Raw genomic sequence first — 12,625 nt, 5'->3', positions numbered from 1 at the left:
GCGATCAGGTTGCGGGGCGAGGCGAGGTGCTGGGCGGTTCAGGTCGCCTTGAGCATGTCGGCGCACTTCTCACCGATCATCATCGTCGTGATGCACGGGTTGACCGTCGTCAGAAACGGCATCACCGACGCGTCGGCCACCCTCAGCCCTGTCACGCCCTTGACCCGCAGCTGCGGATCGAGCGGCGAGCCGGCGTCGTCCGTCGCGCCCATCCGCACGGTGCCCGCCGGGTGGTAGACGGTGTTGTGGGTCTCGCGGATGTACGCGAACAGCTCCTCGTCGGTCGTGGCGTCCGGGCCGGGCGCGAGCTCGGCGCCGGCCCAGTCGGTCATCGGCGCCTGGGCGGCGATCTCGCGGGCCAGGCGCAGCCCGTACGTCATGACACGAATGTCGTGCTCGTGTGTGAAGTAGCGCGGGTCGACCTTCGGCTTGTCCCGGTAGTCGCGGGTGCGCAGGCGGACCGTTCCCGTGGAGCGTGCCCGGGTGATGTTGGGTGTCAGACAGAAGGCGTTGTCCGTCGTCGGATAGCCGCGCCGGTACGTGTTCAGGTCGAACGGCACCGAGCCGTAGTGGAACATCAGGTCCGGCCGGTCCAGGCCCGGTTCGGTGTCCGCGAAGATGCCGATCTCCCACCACTGGGTGGAGGAGGTGACCATGGGCTGCTTCGCCTCCCACATGATCACGCCCTCCGGGTGGTCCTGGAGGTGGGAGCCGACTCCGGGGGAGTCCACCCGTACGTCCACACCACAGTCCCTCAGGTGGTCGGCGGGCCCGATGCCGGACAGCATGAGCAGCTTCGGCGAGTCGATGGCCCCACAGGCCACGATCACCTCTCGCCGGGCGGCGACCGCCCCGGTGTGAATGGTGTCCGGCTGGAGGTACTCGACGCCTGTGCAGCGCCGGCCGGTGGCGCCGCCGTGGCCGGCGGCGTCGTTGCCGTCGTCGAACAGGAGCCGCCTCGCCAGCAGCCCGGTACGCACCTCCAGATTCGGCCGCTTGCCGAGGACCGGGTGGAGGTACGAGACGGACGCGGACGAACGGGTCCCGTCGTCCCGCGAGTTGATCTGGAACCAATGGGCACCGCGCACCACCGTAGTGCCGGTGTTGAACGGTGTGGTGGGGATGCCGACGGCCGTGCAGGCCTGGAGCAAAGCCGCTCCGCACGGGTCTTTCGGCGGGATCGTACGGATGGTCACCGGTCCGGAGCGGCCGTGGTGGTCCCCGGGCGCGTCGTTGGTCTCCAGGCGCCGGTAGAGGGGGAAACAGTCGGCCGCGCTCCAGCCCGTACAGCCCAGTGCGGCCCACTCGTCGAGGTCCTCGGCCGGTGCCCAGAAAGCGATGCAGGAGTTGTGCGAGGAGCAGCCGCCCAGCACCTTGGCGCGGGCGTGCCGCATGAAGCTGTTGCCGTTCTCCTGGGGCTCCACCGGGTAGTCCCAGTCGTAACCGGACTCCAGCAGGGCCATCCACCGGTCGAGCCGCAGGATGTTGTCGTCGCCGACGTCCGAAGGGCCTGCCTCCACCACGCAGACGGTGACGTCCGGGTCCTCGGTCAGGCGCGCGGCGACGACGGCGCCGGCTGTACCACCGCCGACGACGACATAGTCGTACTCGGCCAGGACGCTCTCTGAGGGCATCTCTTCTCCAGGCAGGCAGGCAGGAAGATTCGGTGTGTTCAGGGGGCGGCGGACGCAGGCGGTGGCGGAGCGTCCACGGCCTCGAAGCGGTGCTCGTCCAGTACGCCGGTCTTGTGCCGCTGCACGAACCAGTAGTAGGCGAAGCCGCCGAGCGCGACGATGCCGATGAAGAGGAACGCGCCCCACCGCAGATACCAGTGCTGCGGCCCTGTCGCGTTGTACACCTCGGCGCGCGGCCACGCGAGGTTGATCGACATGGCCGCGCCCCACACCACGGCGACGATGTTGACCGGCAGCCCGAACCTGCCCAGCGAGAAGTTGCCTTCGACGGGCTCCCAGTCACCGCGGAGCCGCTTGATCAGCATGGGCACGGTCACCATCAGATAGGCCACGTAGATCATGATGATCGCGATGCTCGTGATCACGGAGAAGATCTGCGGCTGATTGATGTTGATCACGAGGATGACGACGGCCACCACGCCGATCACGACGGCGGGCACCACGGGCGTGTGGAAGCGGGGGCTGACCCGGGCGAGCACCGAGCCCGCCGGCAGGTTGTTGTCCCGTGCCATGGCGAACATCAGCCGGATGCCGGCGGCATGTACGGCCAGTACACAGACTGTGATCGCGACGACCACGGACCACAGGAACATCTCGCCGATGGTCGAACCGAGGGTCTCCAGTACCACGTACTGCAGACCGCCCGTGGACAGCTCCTTCGCGGCCAGATCCGGCACCGCCATCAGAGCGAAGAGCAGGATGAACCCGCCGATGAGGAAGGACGCGACGAGCGCCCGCAGGATGGCGTGGGGCGCGTTTCGGCCTGGGTTGTGGGACTCCTCGCCGAGTGACGACGCCGTGTCGAAGCCGTACATGACATACGCGGAAGCCAGCGAGGCGGTGAGGAACGCCCCGAAGTAGCCGAGGTTCTGGCCGCTTCCGAGGCCGTACGTCTCCGTCAGGGCGGTGGCCGGGCCGCGGGTGATGTGTGCCGCGAGGAAGATGATCAGGGCGACGGCGGCGATCAGCTCGATGAACACTCCGGCGGAGTTGATCCGTGCCATGAGTTTGACGCCGAAGGCGTTGACGAGGGTGGAGAAGAGGACGAGCACCGAGCCGAGGAGTACGGCGTTGGCGGCCGCGTCGGTCTTGCCGGTGCCGTCGCCGACGAACTGGAACCAGTCGTCGATCTGCGGGAGCGTGATCTGGTACGCGAGTGCCACGGCCGCGAGCGTCACCATGGTCGCCGTCATCATCATCCAGCCGCCGAGCCAGCCGATGTGCGGGCCGCCCATGGTCTTGGCCCAGTTGTAGACCGATCCTGCGACCGGATAGCGGGCGGCCAGTTCGCAGAAGCACAGGGCCACCATCAGCTGGCCGGCGAAGACCATCGGCCATGACCACCAGTAGGCGGGGCCGCCGAAGCTCACACCGAAGTAGAAGAGCTGGAAGGTGCCGGTGAGGATCGAGATGTAGCTGACGCCGGCGGCGAAGGTGTGGAAGTTGCCGAGCGTACGCACCAGCTCAGGGCGGTAGCCGAGCTCGCCCAGGGCGTCGTCGTCGTGCTGCGTCTGGGTCCGGGCCGGAACATCCGGTTCCGGAGCTCCCGGTCCCTTTCCGGCGGCGTCCGTACTCATGCGAACCACCTCATTCGAACCACCTCAGCGGATTCGGCGCGAGATTGCGCCAGATGTGTTTGGCCTCCTGGTACTCCGCCAGTCCGGCCGGGCCCAGTTCACGGCCAAAGCCGGACTGCTTCATTCCGCCCCATTCCGCCTGGGGCACGTACGGGTGGAAGTCATTGATCCATACGGTCCCGGCCCGCACCCGGGACGCCACGCGCTGGCCGCGCGCCACGTCCTCGGTCCAGACCGCGCCGGTCAGCCCGTAGAAGGTGTCGTTGGCGAGCGCGACGGCCTCGGCCTCGTCGTGGAACGTCTCTACGGTGAGTACCGGGCCGAACGACTCGTCCCGTACGACCGACATCCCGGGCGTGCAGCCGTCGAGCACGGTCGGCAAGTAGTAGAAGCCGTCCCGCAGCGCCGGGTCGTCGGGCCGGGTGCCGCCACAGCGCAGCACCGCGCCCTCTGCCAGCCCGGCCGCCACGTATGCCTCGACCTTGTCGCGGTGCGCGGCGGAGATGAGAGGTCCGGTGCGGGCGTTCTCGTCGAAGGGGCCACCGAGCGGGATCGCCCGCGCGCGTTTCACCAGCTCGGTGACGAACGCGTCGTGCAGTTCGTCCTGGACCAGCAGCCGGGCCCCGGCCGAACAGACCTGGCCGGAATGCAGGAAGATCGCCATCAGGGCGTAGTCGACCGCGGCCTCGAAGTCGGCGTCGGCGAAGACGATGTTGGGGTTCTTGCCGCCCAGCTCCAGGGCGACCTTCTTCACGGTCGGAGCGGCGGCAGCCATGATGCGGCGTCCGGTGACGAGCCCGCCGGTGAACGACACCATGTCGACGCGCGGGTCCTCGCTCAGCGGCGCGCCGACGATCGGTCCGGCGCCCAGGACGAGGTTGGCGACGCCGTCGGGCAGTCCGGCCTCGGCCAGCAGCTTCATCAGCATGATGGCGGTGTGCGGGGTCAGCTCGCTGGGCTTGAGTACGAACGTGTTGCCCGCCCCGATGGCGGGAGCGACCTTCCAGGCTGTCTGAAGGAGCGGATAGTTCCATGGCGTGATCAGTGCGCAGACCCCCACCGGTTCGTGCACCACTCTGCTGTCCACGTCCGTGTTGCCCGTATCGACGATCCGGTCGGAGCCGCCGGACGCTGTCAGGTTGCCGAAGTAGCGGAAACAGTGGGCGATGTCGTCCATGTCGTACTGGCTCTCGACGAGCCGCTTCCCGGTGTCCAGGGATTCTGCTCGCGCGAAGGCGTCCTTGTCGCGTTCCAGCAGTTCCGCGACGCGCAGGAGCAGCCCGCCGCGCTTGTCGGCGGGAGCCGTGGGCCAGGGGCCGCGGTCGAAGGCGTCACGGGCCGCCGCGATCGCCGCCGAGACGTCCTTGGGGCCCGCCTCGTCGACGGTCGCCACCAGGGTGCCGTCGGCGGGGCAGCGGATCTCGCGAACCTGCCCGTCGACGGCGGCGGTCCATTTGCCACCGATGAACAGCTCCGGCATGGGGATTCCTCCGGGTTCGGATGGGCGGGCACCCGGGTGGCGCCCGTTCCGGACGCGCTTCTGCGGTGCTTCGCCAGAAAAGAGCGCTCCGTGGAACGACCCTAAGGAGGCCCGGACGTCTTCGCAGTGTGGGAGCCGTCATCCGGCAGAAGGGACGTCGATCGTGAGGCGCCGGTCAACCGCCGCCCTGCCAGGTGTCGAGCTCGCGTACGCGCGTGAGCGCGGCCGGCCGCTGTTCCCGGGGGAGTACGGATGCGAGCGCCTGCCAGACGCGCAGATCGTCCTGCCCCCACGGGCTGTACGCCCAGTCCGAGAGCAGCCCGGGATCGCCGCGGGCTATCAGGGCGTCCCGTAACTGGTCCTCCAGGCGCCGTCGCAGACGTACCACCCCGGGGGCCAGGGAGGCGGGCAGCAGCGGGCCGGCGTACCCGCTCATGGCTGCGGTCGTGGCGCCGGACGCCAGGCGCCTGGCGACGGTGTCGAAGTCCGTGTCGACGGGAGTGGCGAGCCGGTAGGGGCGGGAGAGGAGCAGTGCGGGGCCGAGCAGATGGCGTAACCGGGAGAGCTCGGCGCGCAGGGTGACGGGGGTGACCGATTCGTTCTCGTACAAGGCGATGACCAGCTCGTCGCCGGTGAGGCCCTCGGGGTGGCGGGCGAGCAGGACCAGGATCTCGCTGTGGCGGCGGCTGAGACGCACTTTGCGGCCCTCTACGACGAGCAGAGCCTCGTCCCTGCCCAGTGCCCCGAGCTGGACGGGGGAGCGGTCGGGCGGTGCAAGGAGTGCGAGCCGGGACTCGGCCGCACACGCGACCGCCTGGACGAACGCCAGGCTGTGCGGATGCGCGAGCCCGTTCCCACCGGTGATGTCGACGGCTCCCAGGAGCCGTCCGGTGTGCGGATCGTGCACGGGAGCGGCGGCACAGGTCCAGGGCTGCACCGGCCTGCTGAAGTGCTCGGTGGCGAAGACCTGTACGGGCCGGTCGAGGGCGACGGCCGTACCCGGCGCGTTCGTTCCCATCGCGGACTCGGACCAGCGGGCGCCCGGCACGAAGTTCAGCCGCCCGGCGCGCCGGCGGGTCCCCGGGTGTCCCTCGACCCACAGCAGCAGGCTCTGCGCGTCGCACACCGCGAGCAGATGCTCGCCGTCGCTCACGAATGCGCCCATCAGCTCGCGGAACAGTGGCATCACCCGGGCCAGCGGATGCTCGTCGCGGTACGAGCCCAGGTCACCGTCGGTCAGCTCCACACGGGCCGTCGAATCGGGGCTGACGCGGGCCCGCGCGGACCGCCGCCAGGACTCGCCCACCACGGCCCTTACGCGCCGCTCCAGCCGCCCCGTTGCGGTGAACGCCTCGTGGGCCCGGCGCAGTTCACCGATGCGCTCGCCAGGATCGGCGCCGGATTCCAGGGCCACCCATGTATCGATCACTTCGGCCTCCCGGGCCATCGTGACGGAGGTGCGGTGACCCGGCAAGCACGCACCGTTCGTTCAGGGCCGTGGCAGGGCGGCCGCGTCTCGCGCAGCTGCTGGTGGAGGCCCTGGTGTGGTTCCCGCAGGCAGCCACTCCTTGCGGACCTTCGCAACGCAGGCGTAGCCGCGCGCCGGCCAGGGTGATCAGGCCGTTGCGCCGGCAGAGTTCAGGAGGACGGTGGCGAGTGCCGCCGCCGGATCCTGATCGGCCGGGCCGGCAGGCGTCCACCGCCCGCCCTCCTTGCGGTACGGCCACCAGCGTCCGTCTCGGCCGCACCGCAGCTGGGCGTCCGCACCGACGACGGTCCACCGGTTGTGCTGGGCCCGCAGCTGTGGACGATCATCCTCCTCCCACGCCTCAGCCAGCCGTGTACGGGCGCGCGCGAGGGCCTCCGGCTCCGGCGACCACTCCTCCTCCAGTACGGCGAGCGCGGCACGCCCTCCGTACTGCCAGGCCCGTACGGCCAGGGTGAGGTCGGCCCGTTCCCGTCCGGAACCCGACGCGAGACGTGCGACGATCCGTGGTCCAGGCCCGCCGGCGGCCAGCCGCACCGCGTCCTCCTGCGGCGTCAGTGGCTCTTCAACCGGCTGCTGTTCATGCCCGTCCGACAGCGCCTCGGCCAGGAGACGACGCGCACGCCCGGCCGCGTCCTTCGCCAGGAACTCCAGCGCCGCGACATCGATCCCCGGCGCGGCCCCCGCCTCCGTGTCGAGAGCCGGCGGCCGGCCAGGCTCTTCAGGGAGTGGCGGAGGAGCCGGCAGGGGCGGCAGCATGTCCCGTGCCGCGAACGCCTCGTCGGCCCGCACACCCTCCGGCTCAGCCCCGCCGCCGTCCCCTTCCGGTGTCTCCTGCGGAGAGGCCAGGGCGGCGCTGCGGGTCTGCAACTCGTCGAGCAGTTCCCGCTCACCGCGCCCCCGCAGCAGCAGCAGGACGAAGGGGTCCTGATCCAGCAGACGTGCCACCTGGTAGCAGAGCGCCGCCGTGTGCGGACAGTGATCCCATGCGTCGCACGAGCACTCGGGCTCCAGATCGCCGATGCCCGGCAGGAGTTCCGCTCCCGCAGCCGCCGCGTCCTCCACCAGATGAGGCGGCATCTCCCGGTCAAGGAGCGCGGCGATGTGCCCTGCCCGCTCGACCGCCATGTCGAGGAAGCGGTCCCACTCCTCGCCGCTCAACCGCTGCAACAGCACATCACCGCGGTACGCCGAGCCGTCCTTCTCCCGTACCACCGCCGTGATCCGGCCGGGACGTACCGACACGGCGCCGACCGCCCCCTCGCGCGCGTACCTGCGGCCCCTTCTGAGCTGTTCGCCGTCGAGGGCGGTGTCCTCCAGCGCTTTTATCCACGCACGCCCCCACCACGTCTGCGCGAAACCGCGCCCCCGCGCGGGAGGCAGTGCATCGAAGGTGCGCTCCGTTTCCCCCGCTGCTCACCTGTCTCGTCCAAGTCGCTCATCGTGTGCCCCCTCGCAGCTCCACCAGGTCCGCCAGCTCCGCGTCGGTCAGTTCCGTCAGCGCGGACTCGCCGTTCCCGAGAACGGCATCCGCGAGCTCCTTCTTGCGCGCGAGCATTCCGGCGATCCGGTCCTCGATGGTTCCTTCGGCGATCAGCCGGTGCACCTGCACCGGCTGGGTCTGCCCGATGCGGTACGCCCGGTCCGTGGCCTGAGCCTCGACCGCCGGGTTCCACCAGCGGTCGTAATGCACGACATGGGCGGCCTTCGTGAGATTGAGCCCCGTGCCCGCCGCCTTCAGCGACAGCAGGAAGACCGGGACCTCACCGTCCTGGAACCGCTGGACCATGGCTTCGCGCTCCGGCACGGGCGTACCGCCGTGCAGGAACTGGGTGCTTGTGCCGCGCGCCGCGAGGTGCTTCTCCAGCAGCCGCGCCATCTGCACGTACTGCGTGAAGACCAGCACGCTCGCGTCCTCCGCCAGGATGGTGTCGAGCAGCTCGTCCAGTAGTTCCAGCTTCCCGGAGCGGCCCGCGATCCTGGGCCGCTCCTCCTTCATGTACTGCGCAGGGTGATTGCAGATCTGCTTCAGCGCGGTGAGCAGCTTCACCACAAGCCCGCGCCGGGCGAACCCGTCGGCCGCCGCGATCTCGGCGAGCGTCTCGCGGACCACCGCCTCATACAGACCGGCCTGTTCCGCGGTGAGTGACACGGCGTGGTCGGTCTCCGTCTTCGGCGGCAGCTCCGGAGCGATCCCGGGATCGGACTTCCGGCGCCGCAGAAGGAACGGCCGTACCAACGTGGACAGACGCTCGGCGGCAGCGGGGTCGTTGCCGCCCTCGACCGACTGTGCGTAGTGCCTGCGGAACGTTCCGAGCCGGCCGAGCAGCCCGGGTGTCGTCCAGTCGAGGATCGCCCACAGCTCGGAGAGGTTGTTCTCAACAGGTGTGCCGGTGAGCGCCACGCGCGCGTGGGCGTCAATCGTGCGCAGTTGCCTGGCGGTCGCTGAGTACGGGTTCTTGACGTGCTGCGCCTCGTCGATGACGACCATCCCCCACGGCTCGGTCCGGGTGAGCCGCGCGGCGTCGCGCCGCATGGTGCCGTACGTCGTGAGGACGAACTCTCCGTCGGCCAGGGCGTTCAAGCCGCGCGAGGCGCCGTGGAACCGGCGTACGGCGGTCCCTGGAGCGAACTTCTCGATCTCACGCTGCCAGTTGCCCATCAGGGACGTGGGGCAGACCACCAGTGTCGGGCCCGCCGTCCGCTCGTTCGTCTGCCGGTGCAGATGGAGGGTGATGAGCGTGATGGTCTTGCCGAGGCCCATGTCGTCGGCGAGGCAGCCGCCGAGCCCGAGGGACGTCATGTGGTGCAGCCAGTTGAGGCCGCGCAGTTGGTAGTCGCGCAAGGTCGCCGCGAGTGCGGCCGGCTGCGGAACCTCCCCGTGCCCCGGCCCCTCTGGGTCGGCGATCCGCTCTCGCAGCCCCGCCAGCCACCCCGATGCCTGTACGTCGACCTGGCGGCCGTGCAGCTCCGTGCGGCCTGTCAGCGCGGCACTGAGTGCATCGATCGCGGTGACCTTGCGGTCCTGTGTCTCCCGCGCGCGGCGGGCCTCTTCGGGGTCGATGAGGACCCACTGGTCGCGCAGGCGCACGACCGGCCTGGTGGCCTCGGCCAGTTGGTCGAGTTCCTCCCGGGAAAGCTGCCGGCCCCCCAGCGCGAACCGCCAGTTGAAGGCGAGCAGAGCGTCGGGTGACAGGAAGGACGGCATGCCGGACCGCGTCTTCCGCGGATTCTCCGGATCTTGCGGGCTCTCGCTCTCGCCGGGCGGCCCCACGACCGCGCGTGCGGTCAGTTCGCGTGCCAGCTCCTTCGGCCAGTGCACCTGGACTCCGGTGGCCGCGAGCGCCCGGGCGGCCTCACCGAGCAGCTCGGTGACCTCCTCGTCCGCCGGCTCGATCGCGTCGGGCACGGCAGCGGACAGAAGTGGCGCGAGCGGTGGCCACGCGCGGGCGGCGCGGCGCAGGGCCAGCAACGCGTGCATACGGGCGCGCGGTCCGAACGCCGGACTGGTCGGGCTCGTGCCGGCCCACACCTCCGCGGCGTCAGCGACCAGCGAAGGGTCGCTGACACTGTGCATCTGGAGAACGACACGGAAGGCGGGCCCCGCCTCGACGGACAGCTCCACCCGCAGGGAGATCCGTACGCCCGCGTCGTGCCCGGCGGCGACATCCGCCGCCCAGGCACGCTGCTCGGGAAGCCGCCGCGGCTCGGCGCCGGCGTACGCGGGACCGGCCGCGGCCGTCTCCGCGGCGGGCGTACGCGGCAGCCCGTCCGCGACCGCGTCGAGGAACGCGCGCAGCAGCTTCTCGGGAGCGGGCAGCCGTAGCGGCCGTTCCGCGGCATCGAGGGGTACGGCGTGCGCTGCGGGTGGCATGGAGGCCGCCAGCTCGCGCATCCGTTCCTGGTCCCCGGCGGTGAGCGGTCCGGCCCGCCAGGCGTCGTGATCGGTGGCGCTGAGTCCCGGCAGGAGCAGCCCGCGAGCGGCCAGCTGGAGGGCGACGAGCGCGGCCGCACCCCAGAAGGCGGCGGCAGGGTCGGCTTCCGCGGATGCGCGGGCTCTGGTCAGGACCGGCAGAGCGTCCCGTACAGGCAGCAAAAGGGCCCGTACGGTGTGCGCCGTGGCGCCGTCCGTGACGACGGCCAGCTCCTCCACCGTGCCAGGGGCGGAGGGGAGCCCGCTTCCGTCGGAGCGCCAGAAGGCCACCCTGCCTGTGCGCGCCGGGTCGGCGGGCAGGAACACCACGGAACATCGGGTGAGTTCGGAGATCTCGGAGAGCGTTGCCGCAGGAGGCCGGTGCACAGCGATGCCGAATTCCTCAAATTTGACTAGTGGCTTTCGAAGACGCCGAGAGTACAGCACCCGGCAGCCGAAGGCGCACCCAGCCCCTCCTTGACGAACTGGGGCTGGCACCACCGGAACCCGGGGGCTGACGCCATGGTCATCAAAGGTGCTGGTGCGTAGTTTCATCAGGTCAGAGCTAGGTCCTACAGATCCGGAGACCCTTATGCCCCAGGCCGCCACTGTCGCGGAACCCACGACAGGCACCTCGGGGAGCGATTTCGCCCCGCTCCTGCGAAGCGCCAGGGACCAGGGACTCCTGGAGCGACGAACCGGCTGGTACGCGCTGGGAATCGCGGCCAACCTGCTCGCCATGGCCGCCGTCGTCACCGGACTCGTGCTCATCGGTGACTCCTGGTGGGCACTCCCGCTCGCGGTGCCCCTGACCGCGCTGTGGGCCCGCACCGCATTTTTCGGTCACGACGCGGGACACGCGCAGATAACGGGCGATCGCAGGGTGAGCCTGGCTGTCAGCCTCGTCCACAGCAATCTGCTGCTCGGTATGAATCAGGCGTGGTGGAACGACAAGCACGTACGCCACCACGCGAACCCGAACCACATCGACAAGGACCCCGACGTCGGCGTGGGGGCACTGGTCTGGACGCAGAAACAGGCCGAACAGCGTGAAGGTTTCGCCCGCTGGCTCACCCGCAACCAGGCGCGCTTGTTCTTCCCGATGCTGCTGCTCGAAGGCATCGCCCTGAAGATCTACGGCTTCCAGTACCTGCGCCGGCAGCCGGCGCGTGAGCGTGCGCTGGAAGGCTCGCTGCTCGTGGCCCACCTTGTCGGATACCTCGCCTTCCTGCTCACCGTCATGTCGCCCGGCAAGGCGGTTGCGTTCGCGCTCGTGCACCACGCGCTCTTCGGCCTCCACCTGGGAATGGCATTCGCGCCCAACCACAAGGGAATGGAAATGCCCGACCCCGACGGCGAGCGCTGGGGCCACCTGCGCCGGCAGGTCGTCACTTCACGCAACGTGCGCGGCGGGATACTCACCGACTGGTTCCTCGGCGGCCTGAACTACCAGATAGAGCACCACCTCTTCCCGAGCATGGCGCGTCCGAATCTGCGGCTCGTGCAGCCGCTGGTGCGTGCGCACTGCAAGGCGGTGGGTGTGTCGTACGCGGAGACCGGACTGATCGACTCGTACCGGCAGGCGCTGACGCACATGCACGAGGTCGGCGCGCCTCTCAGGACCGACGGGACCGGCGACAGGGCCGAGCGGAACGCGACCGTCTAGCGGACCGCGCGGCGGAACTGTGGCGCGGGCGCGCACGTTACCGGAGCATGAAGCGGCAACAGCCGCGAAGGAGGCGTCGAAGATGTCGAAGAGCGCGAAGGTCGCCGCCGGTGGAGTAGTGGCGGGGATCGCCCTCATGTGGCTGGTCGGGTTCTGGCCCGGCCTGCTGATCATGATCGGTGTGCCCGTCGCGGCCTATCTGATGCTGGACAGCTCGCAGCGCCGCAGGCTGCGCAGCGTCTCACGCAAGCAGATCGGCCGCTGATGGGTGGCACAGTTACGGCGGTCAGCAGCAACGGTGAGTATGCGTTCACCAAGCCGAACCGCGACAGCATCACGCTGCTGGCCGGGCTCGGCGTGGAAGGCGACGTGCACGCGGGGACGACGGTCAAGCACCGTTCCCGGGTCGCGCAGGACCCCACCCGGCCGAACCTGCGCCAGGTGCACCTCATACACGCGGAACTGTTCGGTGAGCTGCTCCAGGAGGGCTTCACGGTCGAGCCGGGCCAGCTCGGCGAGAACATCACCACCAGCGGAATCGACCTTCTCGGGCTCCCCGAAGGCACCCTCCTGCACATCGGAGAGGAAGCGGTGGTCGAAGTCACCGGCCTGCGCAACCCGTGCCTGCAGATCGACGCCTTCCAGGACGGTCTCCTGAAGCACGTCGTCGGCCGCGACGCGGCGGGCAACATCGTGCGCAAGGCCGGGATCATGAGCGTCGTCAGGGCGGGTGGGGTGGTACGGCCCGGCGACCGCATCGGAGCCGTCCTGCCGGCACAGCCGCACCGCCCCCTGGACCGCGTCTGAGC

9 protein-coding genes are annotated in these 12,625 nt (G+C 70.0%); 3 read left to right on the top strand and 6 right to left on the bottom strand.

From position 1 onward, the window contains the following. Positions 1–38: 38 nt before the first annotated feature. The 6 genes from J7E96_RS14025 to J7E96_RS14000 form a co-directional block, all read right to left on the bottom strand. The gene (locus tag J7E96_RS14025) at positions 39–1,634 is read right to left on the bottom strand and encodes a GMC family oxidoreductase (RefSeq protein WP_215131055.1); all 1,596 of its coding nucleotides are present in this window, start codon (positions 1,632–1,634) and stop codon (positions 39–41) included. Positions 1,635–1,672: 38 nt separating this feature from the next. Continuing rightward, positions 1,673–3,271: an APC family permease gene (locus tag J7E96_RS14020; protein ID WP_215131053.1), complete on the bottom strand. Its 1,599-nt coding sequence runs from the start codon at positions 3,269–3,271 to the stop codon at positions 1,673–1,675. Between the two features lie 10 nt (positions 3,272–3,281). After that, positions 3,282–4,751 carry an aldehyde dehydrogenase family protein gene (locus J7E96_RS14015; RefSeq protein ID WP_215131051.1) on the bottom strand — a complete coding sequence of 490 codons (1,470 nt, stop codon included), beginning with the start codon at positions 4,749–4,751 and terminating at the stop codon, positions 3,282–3,284. Positions 4,752–4,926: 175 nt separating this feature from the next. After that, the gene (locus J7E96_RS14010) at positions 4,927–6,180 is read right to left on the bottom strand and encodes a GAF domain-containing protein (protein ID WP_308295943.1); all 1,254 of its coding nucleotides are present in this window, start codon (positions 6,178–6,180) and stop codon (positions 4,927–4,929) included. Positions 6,181–6,366: 186 nt separating this feature from the next. Then, positions 6,367–7,620, bottom strand: a complete 1,254-nt coding sequence (locus J7E96_RS14005) for an SWF or SNF family helicase (protein WP_215131369.1) — start codon at positions 7,618–7,620, stop codon at positions 6,367–6,369. A gap of 55 nt (positions 7,621–7,675) precedes the next feature. Beyond that, the gene (locus J7E96_RS14000; RefSeq protein ID WP_215131049.1) at positions 7,676–10,537 is read right to left on the bottom strand and encodes a DEAD/DEAH box helicase; all 2,862 of its coding nucleotides are present in this window, start codon (positions 10,535–10,537) and stop codon (positions 7,676–7,678) included. Positions 10,538–10,742: 205 nt separating this feature from the next. Between J7E96_RS14000 and J7E96_RS13995 the strand changes: the two genes are divergently transcribed. The 3 genes from J7E96_RS13995 to J7E96_RS13985 all read left to right on the top strand — a co-directional run bounded on the left by J7E96_RS13995 (position 10,743) and on the right by J7E96_RS13985 (position 12,623). Continuing rightward, positions 10,743–11,816, top strand: a complete 1,074-nt coding sequence (locus J7E96_RS13995; RefSeq protein WP_215131047.1) for an acyl-CoA desaturase — start codon at positions 10,743–10,745, stop codon at positions 11,814–11,816. An 82-nt stretch (positions 11,817–11,898) separates the two neighbouring features. Further along, complete coding sequence (locus tag J7E96_RS13990) at positions 11,899–12,081, top strand: hypothetical protein (protein ID WP_215131045.1); 183 nt, start codon at positions 11,899–11,901, stop codon at positions 12,079–12,081. After that, positions 12,081–12,623, top strand: coding sequence for an MOSC domain-containing protein (locus tag J7E96_RS13985; protein WP_215131043.1), 543 nt, complete (start codon positions 12,081–12,083; stop codon positions 12,621–12,623). The genes J7E96_RS13990 and J7E96_RS13985 overlap by 1 nt, the downstream gene beginning before the upstream one ends. The last annotated feature ends 2 nt before the right edge of the window (positions 12,624–12,625 follow it).

This window comes from Streptomyces sp. ISL-96 (genome assembly GCF_018614035.1).
GTDB lineage: Bacteria > Actinomycetota > Actinomycetes > Streptomycetales > Streptomycetaceae > Streptomyces.
This window is presented reverse-complemented; position numbering and strand designations above follow the sequence as displayed.

Coding starts and splice junctions, on each gene's coding strand:
- J7E96_RS14025 (WP_215131055.1), bottom strand. CDS start 1,634: ATGCCCTCAGAGAGCGTCCTGGCCGAGTACGACTATGTCGTCGTCGGC.
- J7E96_RS14020 (WP_215131053.1), bottom strand. CDS start 3,271: ATGAGTACGGACGCCGCCGGAAAGGGACCGGGAGCTCCGGAACCGGAT.
- J7E96_RS13985 (WP_215131043.1), top strand. CDS start 12,081: ATGGGTGGCACAGTTACGGCGGTCAGCAGCAACGGTGAGTATGCGTTC.
- J7E96_RS13995 (WP_215131047.1), top strand. CDS start 10,743: ATGCCCCAGGCCGCCACTGTCGCGGAACCCACGACAGGCACCTCGGGG.
- J7E96_RS14015 (WP_215131051.1), bottom strand. CDS start 4,751: ATGCCGGAGCTGTTCATCGGTGGCAAATGGACCGCCGCCGTCGACGGG.
- J7E96_RS13990 (WP_215131045.1), top strand. CDS start 11,899: ATGTCGAAGAGCGCGAAGGTCGCCGCCGGTGGAGTAGTGGCGGGGATC.